This is a genomic window from Photorhabdus akhurstii (assembly GCF_019090985.1).
Classification (GTDB): Bacteria; Pseudomonadota; Gammaproteobacteria; order Enterobacterales; family Enterobacteriaceae; genus Photorhabdus; species Photorhabdus akhurstii.
This window is the reverse complement of sequence record NZ_CP020335.1, coordinates 3,091,288-3,117,817: the sequence shown is the minus strand read 5'-3', so window position 1 is coordinate 3,117,817 and position 26,530 is coordinate 3,091,288. Positions and strand designations below refer to the sequence as shown.

The 26,530-nt window shown below is 52.6% G+C and carries 1 protein-coding gene (cut by both window edges); it reads left to right on the top strand.

The whole window is internal to a non-ribosomal peptide synthase/polyketide synthase gene (locus B0X70_RS13465) on the top strand: the coding sequence, 49,116 nt in all, runs 6,852 nt past the left edge and 15,734 nt past the right edge, and what appears here is coding positions 6,853–33,382 (codon 2,285, complete, through codon 11,128, partial); the first codon wholly inside the window starts at nt 1. Both codon boundaries (start and stop) fall beyond the window edges.

Genomic DNA, 26,530 nt, shown 5'->3' with positions numbered 1-26,530 from the left:
CTGTGGTTCCTCGCCCAGTTTGAGGGAGTGAGTGAGACCTATCATATTCCGTTGGCCCTGCATTTGCGTGGTCGACTGGATATCGTCGTCTGGCAACAGGCGCTTGATACGCTGTTTGCCCGCCATGAAGCGTTGCGTTCCGTTTTTATTGCTGTTGACGGTCAGCCGCAGGTGAAATTGTTGTCGGCGGCATTGGGCCTGCCGATGAAAAAATATGGTCTGCGTAACACGCCTGATGTGGATGCACAGCTTGCGTCCCTCTCTGCTCAGGAAGTTGAAACACCGTTTGATCTTGCCAGTGGTCCATTAATTCGTGCCAGTCTGATACAGCTGGCTGACGATGATCACGTTTTCTTGCTGACCCTGCATCATATTGTTTTCGATGGTTGGTCTGTCAGCGTGTTGATGCGTGAATTGAGCACCCTTTACACCGCGTTTCTGGCGGGGCAGTCAGATCCGTTGCCGCCATTGGCGATTCAGTATCCTGATTACGCCGCCTGGCAACGTCAATGGTTGTCGGCTGAACGCATACAGTCCCAATCTGATTATTGGCGTGCGAGGCTGATTGATGCACCGGTTCTGCTGGATTTACCTACTGACCGGCCACGTCCGCCTCAGCAGTCATTTGCTGGAGCCTTATTGCCCGTCAGTCTGGATGCTGAGTTAACCCAATCTCTTAAACGCCTGAGTGAGCAACAGGGCGTCACGTTATTTATGACCGTGTTAGCTGCCTGGGCAACAGTGCTGTCACGCCTGTCGGGTCAGGAAGATCTGGTTATTGGTACGCCGAGTGCTGGTCGCGGTCGGCAGGAAGTGGAATCCCTGATCGGTTTTTTTGTGAATACGCTGGCGTTGCGGATAGATTTATCCGGTACGCCGAATGTGGCGGAATTGCTGGCGCGGGTGCGGCAAACCGCGCTGGCGGCACAGGAACATCAGGACCTGCCATTTGAACAGGTGGTGGAAATCGTGCAACCGCCGCGCCGACTGGCGCACACCCCACTGTTCCAGGTGATATTTGCCTGGCAGAACAATGAGAACGCAGAATGGCAATTGCCGGGAGTGGCGGTTTCACCTGCCGATCAATTCGTCGATATCGCTAAATTTGATCTTGAATTGAGTTTGTCTGAGGTGGATGGACGAATTGTCGGTTATCTAAATTATGCCGCCGCGCTATTTGATCAAGCGACTATTGAGCGGCAGGTGGGCTATTTCCATACCGTATTGCGGGCGATGGTGGCTAACCCTCAACAGACGGTCGGGAAAATCGATATCCTGACCGTAGCGGAACGCAAGTTGCTATTGGAAACCTGGAATGCGACCGAAATATCGTATCCAGATTACGGTTATATTCACCGACTGTTTGAACAATGGGCGGAGAAAAGCCCGGATGCCATAGCGCTGGTATATGCAGGACAAGCCCTCAGTTATGCTGAATTAAATGCCCGTGCTAATCGGCTGGCGCATCAACTGATTACGTTAGGAGTGGCACCAGAACAGCGGGTGGCAATTTGCGTCGCGAGTTCGCCAGCGCGGATAGTGGGGCTGCTGGCAGTATTGAAAGCCGGGGGCGCCTATGTACCGCTAGACCCGGCTTATCCGGGGGAGCGTCTGGTTCATATTTTAACTGATGCTGTGCCAGCTATTGTGCTGGCAGATGATACTGGATGTGCCGCGTTAGGCGAAAAAGTGCTGGCGGCGTTAACTGTACTGGACCCAAATTCATTACCAAACCAACCGGATAGTAATCCGCAAGTACTGGCATTAATCCCACGCCATCTGGCGTATGTGATTTATACCTCCGGTTCGACCGGCATACCAAAGGGAGTAATGGTTGAACATAGTGGGTTGGTTAACCTGATTCAGGAAAAAATCGCTCAGTTTGATATTCATCCGGGTAGCCGGATGTTGCAGTTTGCCTCATTTGGCTTTGATGCCGGTGTCTGGGAAACCATGATGGCATTGTGCAGTGGGGCCACTTTGACGATCCCTGCCGATACGGTTCGTCAGGAGCCCCGCTATCTCTGGCATTATCTGGAAGAACAGGCGATAACCCACGCTTGCTTGACACCGGCCTTGTTCCGGGAAGGGACCGATGTGCCAGTGATGACAATAAGACCGACGTTGATACTCGGTGGTGAAGCACCCAGCGCAACGTTGCTTCAAGCACTGAGTCGTCGGGCAACGGTGTTTAATGCGTATGGTCCAACGGAAATCACGGTGTGTGCGGCCACCTGGCGTTGTCCGTCAGACTACACTGAGGGTGTCATTGCTATTGGGCGTCCAACAGCTAACACACAGGTTTATTTGCTGAATACTGACGGCCAGCCGGTGCCGTTAGGCACGGTTGGAGAGTTATATATTGGCGGCGTGGGGGTGGCGCGAGGCTATCTCAACCGCCCCGATTTGACGGCGGAACGTTTTCTGGCTGATCCATTTAGTGGTGAGCCCGATGCCCGTCTGTACCGAACCGAGGATTTGGCCCGTTACCTGCCGGATGGCAATCTGGAATTCCTGGGCCGTAATGACCAGCAGGTGAAAATTCGTGGTTTCCGCATTGAACCGGGGGAAATCGAAGCTCGATTGCTGGAACACCCGGCGGTGAGTGAAGCGCTGGTGCTGGCTTTGGGTAACGATCAGGATAAACGGTTGGTGGCTTATGTGGTGGCAGAAGCGGATGACCGGCTGGTTAACAGTTTGCGTGTCTATCTGAGTGCCATTTTGCCGGATTATATGGTACCGGCAGCTTTTGTACGCTTGGATACCTTGCCGTTGACGCCAAATGGCAAACTGGATCGCCGAGCGTTGCCAGCGCCGGGTGCGGAAGCTTTTGCCCGTCAGGTTTTTGAAGCGCCTCAAGGAGAGACAGAAACCCTGCTGGCTGCTGTCTGGAGTGAGTTGTTGGGCATTGAACAGGTCAGTCGGCACGACAGTTTCTTTGCTCTGGGTGGTCATTCGTTGCTGGCGGTGCGGATGGTTGAACGTCTGCGTAATGTGGGGTTAACACTGGCGGTACGGGATTTATTCCAATCCCCGGTGTTATCTGAATTTGCCCAAACAGTAGGACAGTCACAGGCGGTGATAGTGCCGACAAATGTCATTACCCCGGCGATCACAGCACTTACACCCGAAATGTTGCCGTTGATTGATCTCACTCAGTCTGAAATTGACCATATCATTGAACAGGTGCCGGGTGGAGTTGCCAATATTCAGGATATTTATGCCCTGTCACCGTTGCAGGATGGCATTCTGTTCCATCATCTGCTGGCGAATAAAGGTGATCCGTATCTATTAATCAGCCAAATGAATTTTGCTGATCGTCCATTGCTGGATCGTTATCTGGCGGCAATGCAACAGGTGATTAACCGTCACGATATTCTGCGTACCGCCTTTGTTTGGCAAGGGCTATCGGCACCGGCTCAAGTGGTTTGGCGACAGGCTCAATTGTCAGTCACTGAACTGACATTAGATCCGGTTGATGGGCCGATTCGTGACCAGTTAGCTCAATATTTTGACCCTCGTCATCATCGCCTCGACTTGAACCAAGCACCTTTGCTGCGCTTTGCGATAGCGCAGGAGGAGAATGGCCGCTGGAGCGTACTGCAATTGCTGCATCATCTAATTGGCGACCATACGACGCTGGAAGTGATGAGCAGTGAGGTTCAGGCTTATCTTGCCGGACAGGAAGATAGCTTGCCTGCGCCGGTCCCTTTCCGCAATTTGGTGGCTCAGGCCCGGTTGGGGGTAGGTCAGGCCGAACATACCCGCTTCTTTACTGACATGTTGATTGAAGTGGACGAGCCAACGCTGCCATTCGGGTTGACGGAAGTCCATCGGGATGGTTCACAGGTAACGGAATCGCACCGGATGTTACCCACTAAGTTGAATGATCGTCTGCGCAATCAGGCCCGGCGTCTGGACGTCAGTTTGGCTGCATTATGCCATCTGGCTTGGGCGCAGGTATTGTCGCGTACCAGCGGACAGGTGAAAGTGGTGTTCGGCACCGTGCTGTTTGGGCGGATGCAGGCAGGGGAAGGGGCTGACAGCGGCATGGGGCTATTTATCAATACCTTGCCGTTGCGGCTGGATATGGATGATACCCCGGTGCAGGAGAGGGTGCGGTTAGCCCATACCCGGTTAGCCGGATTGCTGGAGCATGAACATGCGTCGCTGGCGCTGGCTCAGCGTTGCAGTGGAGTATCGGGGGAAGCGCCTCTCTTTAGTGCTTTGCTGAACTACCGGCATAGTGCGCAGCCAGTTACCACGGATGCAATCATCAGTGGTATTGAAGTCCTTAGCGAGCAAGAGCGCACGAATTATCCGTTTGTCTTGTCGGTGGAGGATTTTGGTCACGCACTGGGATTGACGGCGCAAATTGTTCAACCGATTGATCCAGAGCGGATATGTGGTTATATGCAACAGGCGCTAGAAAGCTTGGCGGAGGCCCTTGAGAAGAGGCCAGAGGCACCAGTACGGGCATTGAATATCTTGCCGGCAGCAGAAAAAAGGTTGTTGCTGGAGACCTGGAATGCGACTCAGGCGCCATATCCGGACCAGCGTTGTATTCACCAGCTATTTGAACAACAGGTAGAAAGCACTCCTGATGCGATAGCGCTGGTGTATGGAGAACACATTCTCAACTATGCCGAATTAAATGCCCGTGCCAACCAACTGGCTCACTGGTTAATTGGGCAGGGTATCCAGCCGGATAACCGGGTCGCCGTGCAGTTAGAACGTTCTATTGAACTGGTGGTGGCTCAGTTGGCTATTCTCAAGGCCGGGGCCGTTTATGTGCCGATCGATCCCAGAGTGCCGGATGAGCGGAAGCACTGGCTGATAACCGACTGTTCAGCCAAATTATTGCTTACTGATATCCCGGTTGACCTGGCCGATGAGATCGGCGCTATCAGGACGGAGGATTACCGCAATCCTGATTTGCCCCGCTCCAGTACTGAGCTGGCTTATATTATGTATACTTCCGGCTCGACTGGTACACCCAAAGGGGTAATGGTGCCGCATCGGGCGGTAGTTAGACTGGTTATCAATAACGGGTACGCCGAAATTGGGCCGGATGATCGGGTGGCGTTTGAAGCTAATCCAGCTTTCGATGCCAGCACCTTTGAAGTTTGGTCGCCGTTGCTCAATGGTGGTACGCTGGTGGTGATTGATCATGCGACTTTGTTGACGTCTAAAGAGTTTGCTCAGGCATTACAGACTTACCGCATTACCGTACTGTGGCTGAGTGTCGGGCTGTTTAACCAGCTGGCGGCAGAGTTGTCCCCGGCTCTTCCGCAGCTCAAAATCCTGATTGTCGGCGGCGATGTGCTTGATCCACATGTGATTAAGCAGGTTCTGCGTAATAACCCACCTCAACAATTATTGAATGCTTATGGACCAAGTGAAGGGACCACCTTTACCAGCACCTACCGTATTACCGTGTTACCGTCGGAAGTGGTGAGAATCCCTATTGGTCGACCAATAGCCAATACGCGAATTTATCTGTTGGATACAAGTGGTCAACCAGTACCGTTGGGTGCGGAAGGGGAAATTTATATCGGTGGAGATGGGGTTGCCTGTGGCTATCTTAATCGTCCTGAACTGACCGCAGAACGTTTCCTGCCGGATCCATTTAGTGACGAACCGGATGCCCGGATATACCGAACCGGGGATTTGGCCCGTTACCTGCCGGACGGCAATCTGGAATTCTTGGGCCGCAATGACCAACAGGTGAAAATTCGGGGTTTCCGCATTGAACCGGGGGAAATTGAAGCCCGGCTGATGGAACATCCGGTGGTGAGTGAAGCCGTTGTTCTAGTATTGGGCGATGGTCAGGACAAACGGTTGGTGGCTTATGTGGTGGCAGAAGAGAATGAAGAGTTGGTCAATCGTCTGCGTACTCACTTAAGTGCGGTGTTACCGGATTATATGGTGCCGGCCGCTTTTGTCCGCCTGGATGCTTTCCCGCTGACCCCGAATGGCAAGCTGGACCGTCGGGCGCTACCGGTACCGGGGGAAGAAGATTTTGCCCGGCAAATTTACACCGCGCCATCAGGAGAGATGGAAACCACATTGGCGGCTATCTGGCGTGAATTACTGGGCGTTGAGCGGATTAGCCGGTATGACAACTTTTTCGCACTGGGCGGCCATTCGCTGTTGGCGGTGCGAATGATAAACCGGCTAGCGGCGTTAGGGATTGAATTACCGCTGTCCACGCTGTTTAGATTCCCGTCGTTGATGGCCTTTGCTGAGGCGATGCGTGCCCGGTTTGATGCATCAGGCGAGGCATTGCCTGCTATCATTCCGCTGTCCCGTGAAGGCCAATTGCCGTTGTCATTTGCGCAACAGCGTCTGTGGTTCTTGGCGCAGTTTGAGGGGGTGAGTGAGACTTATCATATTCCGCTAGCTTTGCGTTTGCAGGGTCGCCTGGATATCGCCGCTTGGCAACAGGCGCTTGATACGCTGTTTGCCCGTCACGAAGCGTTGCGTTCTGTTTTTGTTGCTGTTGACGGCCAGCCGCAGGTGGAATTGTTGTCGGCGGCATTGGGCTTGCCGATGAAGCAATATGATCTGCGTAACACACCTGATGTGGAGGCGCAGCTTGCGTCTTTCTCTGTTCAGGAAATTGGTACGCCGTTTGATCTTGCTCGTGGCCCGTTAATTCGTTCCGCTCTGGTACAACTGGCTAATGATGAACACGTTTTCCTGCTGACTCAGCATCATATTATTTTCGATGGCTGGTCTGTCAGCGTATTGATGCGTGAATTGAACACCCTTTACACCGCTTTTCTTACCGGGCAACCGGACCCATTGTCTCCGTTGACGATTCAGTATCCTGATTACGCTGCTTGGCAGCGTCAATGGCTATCGGCTGAACGTATACAGTCCCAATCTGATTATTGGCGTGCGAGACTGATCGATGCACCGATTCTCTTGGATTTGCCTACTGATCGGCCACGTCCGCCTCAGCAGTCATTTGCCGGAAATATCTTGCCCGTCAGTCTGGATGCGGAGTTAACTCAATCCCTTAAACGTTTGAGTGAGCAGCAGGGCGTCACGTTATTTATGACCCTGTTAGCGGCTTGGGCGACGGTTCTGTCGCGTCTATCAGGCCAGGAAGATCTGGTTATCGGTACGCCGAGTGCCGGTCGTAGTCGGCAGGAAGTGGAATCTCTGATTGGTTTCTTTGTGAATACGCTGGCGTTGCGGATGGATTTATCCGGTGAACCCAATGTGGAGGAAATATTGGCGCGGGTGCGACAAACCGCGCTGGCAGCACAGGAATATCAGGACCTGCCTTTTGAGCAGGTGGTGGAAATCGTGCAACCGCCACGTCGACTGGCGCATACCCCGCTGTTTCAGGTGATGTTTGCCTGGCAGAATAATGAGAACACGGAATGGCGGCTGCCGGGATTGACGGTTTCACCTGTCGAGCAACTCATCGATATCGCTAAATTTGATCTTGAATTGAGCCTGTCTGAGGTGGACGGCCAAATTGTCGGTTATCTGAATTATGCCGCCGCGCTATTTGATCAAGCGACCATTGAGCGACATGTGGGTTATCTCCATACCGTACTGCGGGCGATGGCGGCTAACCCTCAACAGCCGGTCGGGAAAATCGATATCCTGACCGTGGCGGAACGCAAACTGTTATTGGAAACCTGGAACACGACCGAAATGTCGTATCCAGATCACAGTTGTATTCACCGACTGTTTGAGCAATGGGCAGAGAAAAATCCGGATGCCACGGCGCTAGTCTATGAACGGCATATCCTCAGTTATGCTGAATTAAATGTGCGTGCTAATCGGCTGGCGCATCAACTGATTACGTTGGGTGTAATGCCTGATCAGCGAGTGGCGATTTGTGTGGCACGTTCGCCAGCAATGATAATCGGGTTGTTAGCGGTGCTGAAAGCCGGGGGCGCCTATGTGCCACTGGATCCGACTTATTCTGGCGAGCGTCTGGGGCATATTCTGGCTGATGCCGAGCCGGCTATTTTGTTGGCGGATAATACCGGACGTGCTGCGTTGGGTGAGAAGGCGCTTGCAGACTTGATTATGCTTGATCCGAATATCCAGTTTGACCAGGCGGACAGTAATCCGCAGATACCTGAATTGACTGAACGACATTTGGCCTATGTGGTTTACACCTCAGGTTCGACCGGCACGCCGAAAGGGGTGATGGTGGAACATCGCGGGGTAGTTAACTTGGCTCTGGCTCAAATTACCCGATTTAGCGTTGATGAAACCAGTCGGATATTGCAATTTGCTTCATCGGGTTTTGATGCCAGTGTCTCGGAAATCATGACCGCGTTAAGTGGCGGGGCTTGTCTGGTTATTCCTACCGATATCATCCGTCATGATCCGCGTCGTCTTTGGTCTTATCTCGAAAAACAAGCAGTAACGCACGCTTTCCTGCCACCGGCTCTGTTCCGGGAAGAGAGCGATTTACCGGTAATAACGATAAAGCCTACGTTAATATTTGCAGGAGAAGCGCCAGGTTCAACTCTGTTCCGGACGTTGTGTGATCGGGCAAATCTATTCAATGATTATGGCCCGACGGAAATTACGGTTTGCGCCACCTCTTGGTCTTGCCCATCAGACTATACAGATGCATGGGTTCCTATTGGACGCCCAACAACCAACACACGGGTTTATCTGCTGGATGCTTATGGTCAGCCGGTACCGTTGGGGGCAGTGGGGGAATTGTATATCGGTGGCGTGGGTGTTGCTCGTGGTTATCTCAATCGTCCTGAGTTGACCGCTGAACGTTTCCTAACAGATCCGTTTAGTAATGAACCTGATGCCCGCCAGTATCGCACCGGGGATTTAGCCCGTTACCTGCCAGACGGCAATCTGGTATTCGTTGGCCGTAACGATCAGCAGGTTAAAATCAGGGGGTTCCGTATTGAGCCGGAAGAAATTGAAACGCGGCTGACGGAGCATCCTGCGGTAAGTGGCGCGTTGGTGCTGGCGTTAAGTGACGGGCAGGACAAACGGCTGGTGGCTTATGTGGTGGCAGAGCCAGATGACGGATTGACGACGAGCCTGCGTGAATATCTGAGCGCCATTTTGCCTGATTATATGGTGCCGGCCGCTTTTGTACGCCTGAATGCCTTCCCTCTGACCCCAAGCGGTAAGCTGGATCGCCGAGCACTGCCAGCGCCGGGGGCGGATGCCTTTGCTCGTCAGGTTTATGCAGCGCCGGAAGGGGAAACAGAAACCTTATTGGCCGCTATCTGGGGCGAGTTGTTGGGTATCGAACAGATCAGTCGGCATGACAGTTTCTTTGCCTTGGGCGGCCATTCTCTGCTTGCGGTGCGAATGATTGAACGTCTGCGTAACGCGGGATTAACGCTGGCGGTGTATGATCTGTTCCAATCTCCGGTATTGTCCGCATTTGCCCAAACAGTAGGGCAGTCACAAGCGGTGGTGGTGCCGGAGAATGTCATCACACCGGCCACCACGGCACTCACACCTGAAATGTTGCCGTTGGTTGAGCTGACCCAAACTGAGATTGACCATATCATTGCACAAGTACCATGTGGGATGACTAATATTCAGGATATCTATGCTTTGTCACCGTTGCAGGACGGGATTCTGTTCCACCACTTATTAAGCAATGAAGGCGATCCATATCTATTGGTCAGCCAGATGGTCTTTGCTGATCGTTCATTGTTGGATCGTTATCTTGCGGCAGTGCAACAGGTGGTTAATCGCCACGATACTCTACGTACTGCTTTTATCTGGCAAGGATTATCTGCGCCGGTTCAGGTAGTTTGGCGTCAGGCGCCGTTATCAGTTGTGGAACTGATATTAGATCCTGCTGACGGGCCGGTTTATGAGCAATTGGCTCAACGTTTTGATCCGCGTCAGCATCGTCTCGATCTGGGCCAGGCGCCACTGTTACGTTTTGTTATTGCACAGGAGATGGATGGTCGCTGGATTGCGCTGCAATTACAGCATCATCTGATTGGCGATCATACCGCAATGGAAGTGATGAGCCGCGAAGTTCAGGCGTACCTTGCCGGGCAGGAAGAGAGCTTACCGGCACCGGTCCCTTTCCGCAATCTGGTGGCTCAGGTTCGTCTTGGGGTGAATCAGGCAGAGCATACCCGTTTCTTTACTGACATGTTGGCAGATGTGGATGAACCGACGTTGCCGTTCGGATTGACGGAAGTACATCGGGATGGTTCTCAGATGACCCAATCGTACCGAATGTTGCCCGCGATACTGAACAACCGCTTGCGTAGTCAAGCTCGGCGTTTGGGTGTCAGTCTGGCGGCGCTGTGCCATCTGGCTTGGGCACAGGTATTGTCGCGTACCAGCGGACAGGAGAAAGTGGTATTCGGCACCGTATTGTTTGGGCGGATGCAGACAGGGCAAGGAGCTGACAGCGGTATGGGGCTGTTTATCAATACCTTGCCGTTACGGCTGGATATGGATAATACCCCAGTACGGGGGAGTGTACAGGCGGCACATGCCCGGTTAGCCGAATTACTGGAGCATGAACACGCTTCACTGGCGCTGGCTCAACGTTGCAGTGGGGTACAAGGTGAAGTTCCACTCTTTAGTGCTTTGTTGAACTACCGGCACAGTGCGTTATCCGCGACTTCGAATGAAATCATGAATGGCGTTGAATTTCTTGGCGCGCAGGAACGTACCAACTATCCACTGACTCTATCGGTGGAGGATTTTGGTAATGCGCTGGGGCTAACAGCGCAAATTGTTCAGCCATTTGATCCGGAACGGGTGTGCGGTTATATGCAACAAGCGCTGGAAAGTTTGGCAGAAATACTTGAGCTGGCCCCGGAAACGCCGGTACGGACATTGGAAATTTTGCCCGAGTCTGAACGCACATTGTTATTAAAAACCTGGAATGCGACTGAAACTGCCTATTCTGATCCGTTGTATATCCATCAATTATTTGAACAACAAGTGGAGAAAAAATCGGATGCCACGGCACTGGTGTATGAAGAACAGAGGTACAGCTATGCGGAATTGAATACTCGCGCTAACCGCCTGGCCCATCAACTGATTGCGCTGGGTATTGCGCCAGACCAACGAGTAGCGATTTGTGTTACACGTTCACCGACGATGGTCATGGGCTTGCTGGCTGTATTGAAAGCGGGAGGAGCCTATGTTCCATTGGACCCGGCTTATCCGAGGGAACGTTTGGCACATATTTTGGCTGATGCAGCACCGGCTATTGTGCTGGCGGATAATGCCGGATGTATCGCACTGGGTGAGAAAGCGCTTGCAGGACTCACTGTACTGGATCCGAATACTTTGCCGGATAAGCCGGACAGTAACCCGCAAGTAACCGCACTGACTGCGCAGCATCTGGCGTATGTGATTTACACCTCGGGTTCAACTGGTACGCCAAAAGGTGTGATGGTTGAGCATCGTGGGCTAATTAATCTTATCCGGGATAAAATCACCCAGTTTGGCATTCACTCGGATAGCCGGATGTTGCAGTTTGCCTCATTGAGTTTTGATGCCAGTGTTTGGGAAATCATGATGGCGTTGGGAAGTGGGGCCTGTCTGGTTATTGCTGTCGATATCGTCCGTCAGGACCCGCTTCGCCTTTGGCATTATCTGGAACAACAGGCAGTGACCCATGCCTGTTTGACCCCGGCTTTGCTTCGGGATGGGGGAGATTTACCTGCGCTGACGATAACACCGACAGTGATATTAGGTGGTGAAGCACCTAGTGCTGCACTATTTCAGACACTTTGTCGTCGGGCGACGGTGTTTAATGCCTATGGCCCGACAGAAATCACGGTGTGTGCGACGACCTGGTGTTGCCCGCCAGACTACACGGATACGTTAGTGCCTATCGGCTATCCGACGGCGAACACCCAGATTTATTTGTTGGACACCTACCGCCAGCTTGTGCCATTGGGGGTTGTGGGTGAGTTGTATGTCGGTGGTGCGGGGGTGGCGCGTGGCTACCTTAATCGTCCTGAACTGACGACTGAACGCTTCTTAGATGACCCGTTTAGTGAGATGCCGGATGCGCGGATGTATCGGACCGGGGATTTGGCCCGTTATCTGCCAGATGGCAATTTAGTATTTGTTGGTCGTAATGACCAGCAGATTAAAATTCGGGGCTTCCGGATTGAACCGGGTGAAATTGAGACCCGATTAATAGAGTACCCGGCGGTACGTGAAGCGGTGGTATTAGCGCTGGGTCAGGGGCACGATAAGCGTTTGGTAGCCTGGGTGGTGGCAGAAGAAAACGATGAGTTGGCGAATAGCCTGCGTACTCATCTGAGCACAGTTTTGCCGGATTATATGATGCCGGCGGCTTTTGTCCGTTTGGATACACTGCCGTTGACGCCAAATGGAAAACTGGACCGTCTAGCGTTGCCGGCACCGGACGAAGAAGCATTTTCCCGTCAGATTTACGAAGCGCCACAAGGCGAAACAGAGATAGCACTGGCGGCTATCTGGCGTGAGTTACTGGGGATTGAGCAGGTGGGGCGGTATGACAGCTTCTTTGCCCTAGGAGGCCATTCGTTGTTGGCGGTGCGAATGATGAACCGAATAGCGGCTTTAGGCATTGAATTGCCGCTGACCACGTTGTTTAAATCACCGACATTGGCAGCCTTTGCTGAGGTAATGGGGATTCAGCTTGGTGAACAGAACAATAGCGTGTCTGCTATGGTACCGATATCCCGCGAGGGCGGCGCATTACCTTTGTCATTTGCTCAACAGCGTCTATGGTTCCTGGCGCAATTTGAGGGGGTTAGCGAGACCTATCATGTCCCAATGGCCCTGCGTTTACATGGTCAGTTGGATATCGTCGCCTGGCAGCAGGCGCTGAATCGCTTGTTTGCCCGTCACGAGGCTTTGCGTTCCATCTTTATCTCGGTGGATGGTCAGCCTAAAGTCGAATTGTTGCCGGCTGAATTGGGTTTGCCGATGAGCAAACACGATTTGCGCAAAGTGTCTGATGCAGATAAACAGTTTGAGCGTTTATGTGTACAGGAAGCGGAGGCGCCGTTTTATCTTGCTGGTGGTCCGTTAATCCGAGCGGGTCTGATACAACGGGCTGACGATGATTACGTCTTTTTGCTGACTCAGCATCATATTGTGTCAGACGGCTGGTCGGCTGGCGTATTGATGCGCGAATTAAGCGCCCTCTATACCGCTTTTTCAATGGGGCTGCCAGATCCGTTGCCGCCACTGGCAATTCAGTATCCTGATTATGCCGCCTGGCAGCGTCAGTGGCTGTCGGCGGAGCGGTTACAAATCCAATCTGACTATTGGAGAATGAGTCTGGCAGACGCGCCGGTTCTACTGGATTTGCCTACTGATCGATCACGTCCATCTCAGCAGTCGTTTGCCGGGGCTTTATTGCCCGTCAATCTGGATGCGGAATTAACCCAATCTCTTAAACGTTTGAGTGAGCAACAGGACGTCACCTTATTTATGACGTTGTTGGCTGCCTGGGGGACAGTTCTGTCACGCTTGTCAGGTCAGGAAGATCTGGTTATCGGTACGCCGAGTGCGGGCCGTAATCGGCAGGAAGTGGAATCTTTGATCGGTTTCTTTGTAAATACATTGGCGTTGCGCATGGACTTATCCGGCGCCCCCAATGTGGCAGAATTGTTGGCGCGTGTGCGACAAACTGCGCTGGCGGCACAGGAGCATCAGGATCTACCGTTTGAACAAGTAGTGGAAATCGTACAACCACCACGCCACCTGGCACACACTCCGCTGTTCCAGGTGATGTTTGCCTGGCAAAACAATGAAGGCATGGAATGGCAGATGCCGGGACTGACGGTTTCACCTGTCGAGCAACTCATCGATATCGCTAAATTTGATCTTGAATTGAGCCTGTCTGAGGTGGATGGACGAATTGTCGGTTATCTGAATTATTCCACCGTGCTGTTTGATCAACTGACCATTGAGCGGCAGGTGGGTTATCTCCATACCGTACTACGGGAGATGGCGGCTAACCCTCAACAGCCAGTTGGGAAAATCGATATCCTGACCGTGGCGGAGCGCAAGCTGTTACTGGAAACCTGGAATGCAACCCAGACGCGATATCCTGACCAGACATGCATTCATCGGTTGTTTGAACAGCAGGCGGAGAAAACCCCTGATGCAGTAGCGCTGGTGTATGAAGAGCACATTCTCAGTTATACCGAATTAAATGCTCGTGCCAACCGACTGGCCCGCCAGTTAATTAAGCGAGGGGTACAGTTGGATGATCGGATTGTGGTGCTGTTAGAACGATCTATTGAGCTGGTTGTGGCTCAATTGGCAATTCTCAAAGCCGGAGCCGTGTATGTGCCAATCGATCCCCGTGTGCCAGATGAGCGGAAAAACTGGCTGATAAGCGATTGTTCAGCCAAATTATTGCTCACTGATATCCCGATTGATCTAGCTATTCCCACGTATTGCCTTGCTGATGAGATGGGTATTATCAGGGAGGAGGATTACCTTAATCTTGACTTGCCTAGGTCCAGTACCGAGCTAGCTTATATTATGTACACTTCCGGCTCGACTGGCACGCCAAAAGGGGTAATGGTGCCACACCGCGCTGTGGTTAGACTGGTCATCAATAATGGGTACGCTGAAATCGGGCCGGATGATCGGGTGGCGTTTGAGGCCAACCCGGCTTTTGATGCCAGCACCTTTGAAGTCTGGGCGCCATTGCTCAATGGCGGTACGCTGGTGGTGATTGATCACACCACATTGCTGACGCCTAAAGAATTCGTTCAGGCATTACAGACTTATCGTATTACGGTGCTGTGGCTGAGTGTCGGGCTGTTTAACCGGCTGGCGGCAGAATTGTCTCCGGTGTTGCCACAAATCAAGATTCTGATTGTTGGCGGTGATGTCCTTGATCCCCATGTGATGGCGCAGGTTTTACGTGATAGCCCGCCGCAACAGTTATTAAATGACTATGGACCAAGTGAGGGCGCCACCTTTACCACCACCTACCGTATCACAGAATTATCGCCAGAAGTGACTCGTATCCCCATTGGTCGACCAATAGCTAATACACGGGTTTATCTGTTGGATACCTATGGTCAGTTAGTGCCGCAGGGAGTAATCGGTGAGATTTATATCGGTGGAGATGGGGTTGCCTGTGGCTATCTCAATCGTCCTGAATTGACCGCGGAACGTTTTCTGCCAGATCCGTTTAGTGATAAGCCGGATGACCGCCTGTATCGGAGCGGGGATTTGGCCCGTTACCTGCCAGACGGCAATTTGGAGTTCTTGGGTCGTAATGACCAACAGGTGAAAATCCGTGGTTTCCGTATTGAACTAGGGGAAATCGAAGCCCGATTGCTGGAGCACCCGGCAGTGCATGAAGCGGTTGTGCAAGTACTGGGCGACGGTCAGGACAAACGGTTGGCGGCTTATGTGGTAACAGAAGCGGACGAGGAGTTAGTTAACCGTCTGCATACCTATCTGAGTACCATTTTACCGGATTATATGGTGCCGACGGCCTTTGTACGTCTGGATACTTTCCCGTTGACGCCAAACGGCAAATTGGATCGTCGGGCATTACCAGTGCCGGGGGAGGAAGCGTTTGCCCGACAGGTTTATGAAGCACCGCAGGGAGAAACAGAAACCCTATTGGCCGCTATCTGGAGCGAATTGTTAGGTATTGAACAGATCAGTCGGCACGACAGTTTCTTTGTCCTAGGCGGCCATTCTCTGCTTGCGGTGCGGATGATTGAACGTCTGCGCCATGTTGGACTAACGCTGGCGGTGCGTGACCTGTTTCAATCCCCGGTGTTATCGGCATTTGCCCAAACAGTAGGGCAATCACCGGCGGTGGTGGCGCCGGCGAATGTGATTACCCCGGCGACCACGGTACTTACACCTGAGATGTTGCCGCTGATTGAGCTGACCCAACCTGAAATTGACCATATCGTGGAACAAGTGCCGGGTGGGGTGGCTAATATTCAGGATATCTATGCCTTGTCACCGTTGCAGGACGGTATTCTGTTCCACCATCTGCTGGCGAATGGAGGTGACCCGTATCTATTGGTCAGCCAAATGATCTTTGCTGATCGTTCATTGTTGGATCGTTATCTGGCGGCGGTGCAACAAGTAGTTAATCGCCACGATATTCTGCGTACCGCCTTTGTTTGGCAAGGGTTATCAGCGCCTGCTCAAGTGGTTTGGCGTCAGGCTCAATTGTCAATTATTGAACTGACATTGGACCCGGTTGATGGGCCGATCCGTGACCAGTTAGCTCAACATTTTGATCCACGTCGCTATCGTATTGATCTGCAACGAGCTCCATTGTTGCACTTTGTGGTAGCACAGGAAGAGGATGGTCATTGGCGCGTACTGCAATTGCTGCATCACCTGATTGGTGATCATACTGCAATGGAAGTGATGCATGGCGAGGTTCAGGCTTATCTTGCCGGACGGGAAGAGAACTTGCCTGTGCCGGTCCCTTTCCGCAATTTGGTGGCTCAAGTTCGTCTGGGAATGAGTCAGGCCGAACATACCCGTTTCTTTACTGACATGTTGGTTGAGGTGGATGAACCAACACTACCATTTGGGTTCACGGAGGTACATCGGGATGGTTCGCAGGTGACGGAATCGCACCGGATGTTACCCGCTATGTTAAATGATCGTCTGCGCAGTCAGGCCCGACGTCTGGGTGTCAGTTTGGCTACGTTATGTCATCTGGCTTGGGCACAGGTGTTGTCACGTACCAGTGGGCAGGAGAAAGTGGTGTTCGGCACCGTGCTGTTTGGGCGAATGCAGGCAGGGCACGGAGGTGACAGCGGCATGGGGCTGTTTATCAATACCTTACCGTTGCGACTGGATATGGATGATACCTCGGTGCAGGACAGTGTACGGGCAGCGCATGCCCGGTTAGCTGGATTGCTGGAGCATGAGCATGCCTCACTGGCGCTGGCTCAACGTTGCAGTGGAATACCGGGGGAAGCGCCCCTCTTTAGTGCTTTGCTGAACTACCGACATAGTGCGCAGTCGGTTACTACGGATACAATCATCAGCGGTATTGAATTCTTGGGCGGACAAGAACGCACTAACTATCCGTTTGTCTTGTCCGTAGAGGATGTTGGTCATGCTTTGGGATTGACGGCGCAAATTGTTCAACCGATTGATCCGGAGCGGATATGTGGTTATATGCAACAGGCGCTGGAAAGTCTGGCGGAGGCTCTTGAACAGCGTCCGGAAACACCGGTACGAGCACTGAATATCTTACCGACAGCGGAGAAAAAGCTGTTGCTGGAAACCTGGAATGCAACCGAAACGTCGTATCCAGATCACGATTGTATTCATCGACTGTTTGAACAATGGGCAGAGAAAAGCCCGGATGCCACAGCACTGGTATATGAAGAACAGAGTCTCAGCTATGCTGAGCTCAATGCCCGCGCCAACCGTCTGGCGCATCAACTGATAGCGTTGGGCGTTACGCCGGACCAACGGGTGGCGGTTTGCGTGTCACGTTCACCGGCGATGGTGGTGGGGGTATTAGCGGTGCTGAAAGCCGGTGGCGCCTATGTGCCGCTGGATCCGGTCTATACCGGTGAGCGCCTGGCACATATCCTGACTGATGCTGCCCCTGCTATTTTGCTGGCGGATAAAGTCGGGTGTGAGGCGCTGGGAGAGGACGCGCTGGCAGGGCTGACGGTATTTGACCCGAATAATCTGCCTGATCAACCGGACAGTAACCCGCAGGTGCCGGCATTGACGGCACAACATCTGGCGTATGTCATTTACACCTCGGGCTCGACCGGCACGCCGAAAGGGGTGATGGTGGAACATCGTAATATTCAGCGTTTGTTTGATGCGACTGAATCCTGGTATCGCTTTAATCGGCAAGATATTTGGTGCCTGTTCCATTCCATAGCGTTTGACTTCTCGGTATGGGAATTATGGGGAGCGTTACGCTACGGCGCTAAACTGGTGTTGGTTCCGCACGCGATTGCCCGTTCACCTCAAGAGCTGCATCAATTCGTGTGTCAGCACGGTATCACGGTGTTGAATCAAACCCCCAGTGCCTTCAAAGCCTTTATTGCCAGTTATGTCGCCAATCCGTTACCGGACTGCTTGCGCTATATCATCTTTGGCGGGGAAGCCCTCGATCCGAGTATTTTGAAGCCGTGGTATGCCCTGCGTGAGGAGACGTTGCCTCAGTTGGTGAATATGTACGGTATCACCGAGACCACGGTTCACGTCACTTACCGGGCTCTGACTCGCCATGATGCAGAACAGACAACGAGCCCTATTGGCACGCGTATCCCGGACTTAACCCTCTATCTGCTGGATAAGTATGGTCAGCCAGTACCGTTAGGCGCGGTAGGAGAGCTCTATATTGGCGGGGCTGGTGTGGCACGGGGTTATCTCAATCGTTCTGAGCTGACAGCGGAACGTTTCCTAGCAGACCCGTTTAGTCATATTCCAGATGCCCGGATGTACCGCACCGGGGATTTGGCTTGTTACCTGTCGGATGGCAATCTGGAGTTCCTGGGCCGAAATGACCAGCAGGTGAAAATCCGTGGTTTCCGCATTGAGCCGGGGGAAATCGAAGCCCGGCTGATGGAATGCCAGGCGGTGAGTGAAGCGGTCGTGCTGGCGCTCGGCGACGGTCAGGACAAACGGCTGGTGGCTTATGTGGTGGCCGAAGTGGATGAGGAGTTAATTAATCGTCTGCGTACTCACTTAAGTGCGATTTTACCGGATTATATGGTGCCAGCCGCTTTTGTTTGTATGGATGCCTTCCCGTTAACACTGAACGGCAAACTAGATCGCCGGGCGCTACCAGCACCGGGAGAAGATGCCTTTGCCCGTCAAGTTTATGCGGCGCCACGAGGGGAAACAGAAACTCTGCTAGCCAATATTTGGAGCGAGTTGTTAGGCATTAAACAGATCAGTCGGCATGATAGCTTCTTTGCACTGGGAGGACATTCGCTGTTGGCGGTTCGGATGATTGAACGTTTGCGTAATGCGGGGTTAACGCTGGCAGTGCGTGATTTATTCCAATCCCCGGTGTTATCGGCATTTGCCCAAATAGTAGGGCAATCACCGGCGGTGGTGGTGCCGACGAATGTCATTACCCCAGCGACCACGGCACTCACACCTGATATGTTGCCGTTGGCTGATCTGACTCAACCTGAAATTGACTATATCGTTGCACAAGTACCGGGTGGGGTTGCCAATATTCAGGATATCTATGGTTTATCACCGTTGCAGGACGGTATTCTGTTCCACCATTTGTTGGCGAATAAAGGCGATCCGTATCTACTGGCTGGTCAGATAGTTTTTGCTAACCGCGCCTTATTGGACAACTATTTGGCGGCAGTACAACAAGTGGTTAATCGCCACGATATTTTGCGTACCGCTTTTCTCTGGCAAGGATTATCCGCGCCGGTTCAGGTAGTTTGGCGTCAGGCTCAATTATCAGTCACTGAACTGACACTAGACCCGGTTGATGGATCGGCCTGTGACCAGTTAGCTCAACATTTTGATCCGCGTCGCTATCGTATTGATCTGCAAAGAGCGCCACTGTTGCATTTTGCAGTGGCGCAGGAGGACGATGGCCGTTGGAGCGTACTGCAATTGCAGCATCATCTGATTGGCGACCATACCACAATGGAAGTGATGCATGGCGAGATTCAGGCTTATCTTGCCGGACAGGAAGAAAACTTGCCTGCGCCGGTCCCTTTCCGCAATCTGGTGGCTCAAGTCCGGTTGGGGGTGAGTCAGGTCGAACATACCCGCTTCTTTACTGACATGTTGTCTGAAGTGGATGAACCGACGCTGCCGTTCGGGTTGACGGAAGTCCATCGGGATGGTTCACAGGTGATGGAATCGCACCAGATGTTAACGCCTGAACTGAATGATCGTCTACGTAGTCAGGCCCGGCGTCTGGGTGTTAGTTTAGCAACTTTATGCCATCTGGCCTGGGCACAGGTTTTGTCGCGTACCAGCGGACAGGTAAAAGTGGTATTCGGCACCGTGCTGTTTGGACGGATGCAGGCAGGGCAAGGGGCTGACAATGGAATGGGGCTGTTTACCAATACCTTGCCGTTGCGACTGGATATAGATGATACCCCGTTGCGAGACAGTGTACGAATAGCCCATACTCGGTTAGCTGAATTGCTGGAGCATGAACATGCCTCACTGGCGCTGGCCCAACGTTGCAGTGAGGTGCCGGGGGAAACGCCCCTCTTTAGCGCATTACTAAACTACCGGCATAGTGCGCATCCGGTTACCACGGATGCAACCATCGGCGGTATTGAATTCCTTAGCGGACAAGAGCGAACTAACTATCCGTTTGTCTTGTCGGTGGAGGATTTTGGTCACGCACTGGGGCTGACGGCGCAAATTGTTCAATCGATTGATCCGAAACGCGTGTGTGGTTATATGCAACAGGCGTTGGAAAGTCTGGCAGAGGCGCTTGAGCAACGGCCGGAGACACCGGTACGGGCACTGAATATCTTGCCAGAAGCAGAGAAGAAACTGTTATTGGCAACCTGGAACGCGACTCAGGCACCATATCCTGACCAGAGTTGTATTCACCGACTGTTTGAACAACAGGCAGAAAACACTCCTGATGCGATAGCATTGGTGTATGGAGAGCACATTCTTAACTATGCCGAATTAAATTCTCGTGCCAACCAACTATCCCATTGGTTAACTGGGCAAGGGGTTCAGCCGGATAACCGGGTTGCTGTGCTGTTAGAGCGTTCTGTTGAGCTGGTAGTGGCTCAATTGGCTATCCTAAAAGCCGGGGCCGTTTATGTGCCGATTGATCCCCAGGTACCGGATGAGCGGAAGCATTGGCTGATAAGCGACTGTTCAGCTAAGTTATTGCTTACCGATATCCCGATTGATTTGGCGATCCCCCGGTTTTGTCTGGCCGATGAGATGGGTGCTATCAGGCAGGAAGATAACCGCAATCCTGACTTGCCACGTTCCAGTACTGAACTGGCCTATATCATGTATACCTCCGGCTCAACGGGCACGCCTAAAGGAGTGATGGTACCGCATCGGGCAGTGGTTCGGCTGGTGATTAATAATGGGTACGCCGAAATCGGGCCGGATGATCGGGTAGCGTTTGAAGCTAACCCGGCTTTCGATGCCAGTACCTTTGAAGTTTGGTCGCCGTTGCTCAATGGTGGCGCACTGGTGGTGATTGATCACGCCACGTTGCTAATGCCTAAAGAATTTGTTCAGGCATTACAGACTTATCGCATTACCGTGCTGTGGTTAAGTGTCGGGCTATTTAACCGTCTGGCGGCAGAGTTGTCCCCGGCTCTCCCGCAGCTCAAAATCCTCATTGTCGGCGGCGATGTGCTGGATCCACATGTGATTAGGCAAGTTCTGCGTGATAATCCACCGCAACAGTTATTGAATGGTTATGGACCAAGTGAGGGCACTACCTTTACCACCACCTACCGAATCACGGCATTATCGCCAGAAGTGGCGAGAGTCCCCATTGGTCGACCGATAGCTAATACACGGGTTTATCTGTTGGATGCTTATGGTCAGCCGGTGCCGCAGGGAGCAACCGGTGAGATTTATATCGGTGGAGATGGCGTTGTTTGTGGCTATCTTAATCGTTCTGAACTGACGGCTGAACGTTTCCTAGCAGACCCGTTTAGTCATATTCCAGATGCTCGGATGTACCGCACCGGGGATTTAGCCCGTTACCTGCCGGACGGTAATCTGGAATTTCTGGGTCGTAACGACCAGCAGGTAAAAATCCGTGGTTTCCGCATTGAACTGGGGGAAATCGAAGCCCGATTGCTGGAACACCCAGCAGTGCATAAAGCGGTTGTGCTGGTGATGGATGACGGTCAGGATAAACGGCTGGTGGCTTATGTAGTGGCAGAAGTGGATGAGGGATTGGTCAATTATCTGCGTACTCACTTAAGTTCGATTTTACCGGATTATATGGTGCCGGCCGCTTTTGTACGTCTGGATACCTTCCCGCTGACGCCAAATGGAAAACTAGATCGGCGGGCATTACCAGCTCCAGGGGAGGAAGATTTTGCCCGGCAGATTTACGCTGTGCCGTCAGGGGAGATAGAAACCACATTGGCGACTATCTGGCGTGAATTACTGGGTGTCGAGCGGATTAGTCGATATGACAACTTTTTCGCTTTAGGCGGCCATTCGTTGTTGGCAGTACGAATGATGAACCGGATAGCGGCATTGGGGATTGAATTGCCATTGTCCACGTTGTTTACATTCCCTGTTTTAACCACTTTTGCTGAAGCGATAAGCGCCCAGTTTGGTGAATCGGACAGGATATTACCCGCTATCGTTCCGTTATCTCGTGAGAGCCAATTGCCGTTGTCATTTGCGCAACAGCGTCTGTGGTTCTTGACCCAGTTTGACGGGGTGAGTGAGACTTATCATATTCCGCTGGCCTTACGTCTACATGGTCGGCTGGATATCGCCGCCTGGCAACAGGCGCTTGATACACTGTTTGCCCGCCATGAAGCGTTGCGCTCTGTCTTTGTTGCTGTCGATGGTCAACCGCAGGTGGAGTTGTTGCCAGCGGCATCAGGCTTGCCGATGAGAAAATATGATCTGCGTGACACGCCTGATGTGGATGCGCAGCTTGCGTCCCTCTCTGCTCAGGAAGTTGAAACACTATTTGATCTTGCCTGTGGCCCATTAATTCGTGCCAGTCTGGTACAACTGGCTGATGATAATCACGTTTTCTTGCTGACCCTGCATCATATTGTTTTTGATGGTTGGTCTGTCAGTGTATTGATGCGTGAATTGAGCACTCTTTATACCGCGTTTCTGGCGGGGCAGTCAGATCCGTTGCCACCGTTGATGATTCAGTATCCTGATTATGCCGCCTGGCAACGTCAATGGTTGTCGGCTGAACGCATACAATCTCAATCTGATTATTGGCGTGCGAGACTGATTGATGCACCGGTTCTGCTGGATTTACCTACTGACCGTCCTCGTCCGCCTCAGCAGTCATTTGCCGGGGCTTTATTGCCCGTCAGTCTGGATACCGAGTTAACCCAATCTCTTAAACGCCTGAGTGAGCAACAGGGCGTCACGTTATTTATGACTGTGTTAGCTGCCTGGGCAACAGTGCTGTCACGCCTGTCAGGTCAGGAAGATCTGGTTATCGGTACGCCAAGTGCTGGTCGCGGGCGTCAGGAAGTGGAATCCTTGATTGGCTTCTTTGTGAATACGCTGGCGTTGCGGATGGATTTATCCGGCGCGCCAAATGTGGCGGAATTGCTGGCACGTGTACGACAAACTGCGCTGGCGGCACAGGAACATCAGGACCTGCCATTTGAACAGGTGGTGGAAATCGTGCAACCGCCGCGCCAACTGGCGCACACCCCGTTGTTCCAGGTGATGTTTGCCTGGCAGAACAATGAGAACACGGAATGGCAACTGCCGGGAGTGGCGGTTTCACCGGTTGAGCAAGCTTTTGATGTGGTTAAGTTTGATCTTGAGCTGAATTTGTTTGAGGTGGAAGGCCAGATTGTCGGTTATCTGAATTATGCCACCGCGCTATTTGATCAAGCTACCATTGAGCGGCAGGTGGGCTATCTCCATACCGTACTGCGAGAGATGGCAGCTAATCCTCAACAGTCGGTCGGGGAAATTAATATCCTGACCGTGGCGGAGCGCAAGCTGTTATTGGAAACCTGGAATGCAACTGAAATGCCGTATTCTGCTCACTGTTGTATTCATCGGCTGTTTGAGCAACAGGCAGAGAGAACCCCGGATGCCACGGCACTGATGTATACAGGGCAAGTCCTCAGTTATGCCGAATTAAATGCCCGTGCTAATCGGCTGGCGCATCAACTGATTACGTTAGGAACGGTACCGGATCAGCGGGTGGCAATCTGTGTCGCGAGTTCGCCAGCGCGGATAGTGGGGCTGCTGGCAGTACTGAAAGCGGGTGGTGCTTATGTACCCCTGGACCCGGCCTATCCGGGGGAACGTCTGGTTCATATTTTAACCGATGCTGCGCCGGTTATTGTGCTGGCGGATGATGCTGGACGTACCGCGTTAGGCGAAAAGGTACTGGTAGGTCTGACTGTACTGGACCCAAATTCATTGCCTGACCAGCCAAATAGCAACCCGCAGATATCGGTATTGACTCCACAACATCTGGCGTATGTGATTTATACCTCCGGTTCGACCGGTATACCCAAAGGGGTGATGGTCGAACATCGTGGTTTGGTTAACCTGATTCAAGGAAAAATTGTTCAGTTTGATATTCATCCGGGTAGCCGAATGTTGCAGTTTGCCTCATTTGGTTTTGATGCTGGTGTTTGGGAAACCATGATGGCGTTGTGTAGCGGGGCTATTTTGTCTATCCCTGCCGATACGGTTCGTCAGGACCCCCGCTATCTCTGGCATTATCTGGAAGAACAGGCGATAACCCATGCTTGCCTGACCCCGGCCCTACTTCGGGAGGGGACCGATGTGCCGGAGATGACAATAAGACTGACGTTGATACTCGGTGGTGAAGCGCCCAGCGCAACGCTGCTTCAAGCACTGAGTCGTCGAGCAACGGTGTTTAATGCGTATGGTCCAACGGAAATCACGGTGTGTGCAGCTACCTGGCGTTGTCCGTTAGACTACACTGAGGGTGTCATTGCTATTGGGCGTCCGACAGCTAATATGCGGGTTTATTTGCTGAATACTGACGGTCAGCCGGTACCGTTAGGCTCAGTCGGTGAGCTCTATATTGGCGGTGTCGGGGTAGCGCGAGGTTATCTCAACCGGCCTGACTTGACGGCGGAACGTTTTCTGGCCGATCCGTTTAGTGGTGAATCCGATGCCCGGATGTACCGGACCGGGGATTTGGCCCGCTACCTGCCGGATGGCAATCTGGAATTCCTGGGCCGTAATGACCAGCAGGTGAAAATCCGTGGTTTCCGTATTGAGCCGGGGGAAATCGAAGCTCGATTGCTGGAACACCCAGCGGTGAGTGAAGCGCTGGTGCTGGCTTTGGGCGACGGTCAGGATAAACGGTTGGTGGCTTATGTGGTGGCAGAAGTGGATGATCGGCTGGTTAACAGCTTACATGCTCATCTAAGAGCCATTTTGCCGGATTATATGGTGCCGGCGGCCTTTGTGCGTCTGAATACCTTCCCTGTGACGCCGAACGGCAAGCTGGATCGTCGGGCGTTACCTGCGCCGCAGGAGGGAGCTTTTGCCCGTCAGGTTTTTGAAGCGCCGCGAGGGGAGACAGAAACCCTATTGGCCGCTATCTGGTGCGAGTTGTTGGGCATTGAACAAATTAGTCGGCATGACAGTTTCTTTGCTTTGGGCGGTCATTCGTTGCTGGCGGTACGGATGGTTGAACGTCTGCGTAATGTAGGGTTACCCCTGGCGGTGCGGGATTTATTCCAATCTCCAGTGTTATCTGAATTTGCCCAAACAGTAGGGCAATCACAGGCAGTGGTGGTACCGGCGAATGTCATTACCCCGGAGACTACGGAACTTATACCAGCGATGTTGCCGTTGATTGAGCTGACCCAACTTGAGATTGACCATATCGTGGAACAAGTGCCGGGTGGAGTGGCTAATATTCAGGATATCTATGCCCTGTCACCGTTGCAGGATGGCATTCTGTTCCACCATTTGCTGGCGAATAAAGGCGACCCGTATTTGCTGGCTGGTCAGATGGTCTTTACTGACCGAGCCCTGTTGGATGGCTATTTGGTGGCAGTGCAACAGGTGATTAACCGTCATGACATTCTGCGTACAGTTTTTATCTGGCAAGGATTGTCCACGCCGGTTCAGGTGGTCTGGCGTCAGGCTTCATTGTTAGTCACCGAACTGACATTGAACCCGATTGATGGGCTAGTCCGTGACCAGTTAGCTCAACGTTTTGATCCGCGTCGATATCGTATTGATCTGCAACGAGCACCTTTGCTGCATTTTGTAGTGGCTCAGGAGGAGGATGGCCGCTGGAGCGTATTACAATTGTTGCATCATTTGATTGGCGACCATACGACGCTGGAAGTGATGAACCGTGAAGTTCAGGCTTATCTTGCCGGACAGGAAGATAGTCTGCCCGCGCCAGTCCCTTTCCGCAATTTGGTGGCGCAAGCCCGATTGGGGGTGAGTCAGGCCGAGCATACCCGTTTCTTTACTGACATGTTGGCTGAAGTGGATGAACCAACGCTGCCATTCGGGTTGACGGAAGTCCATCGGGATGGTTCACAAATGGCGGAGTCGCACCGAATGTTGACGCCTGAGTTGAATGACCGCTTGCGTAACCAGGCCCGGCGTCTGGGTGTCAGTTTGGCTGCGTTGTGTCATCTGGCCTGGGCACAGGTGTTGTCGCGTACCAGTGGACAGGCGAAAGTGGTGTTTGGCACCGTACTGTTTGGGCGGATGCAGGCCGGGGAAGGGGCTGACAGCGGCATGGGATTGTTTGTCAACACTCTGCCGTTGCGGCTGGATATAGATGATACCTCGGTACAGGAGAGTGTGCGGTTAGCCCATACCCGGTTGGCCGGATTGCTGGAGCATGAACATGCGTCACTGGCGTTGGCTCAACGTTGCAGTGGGG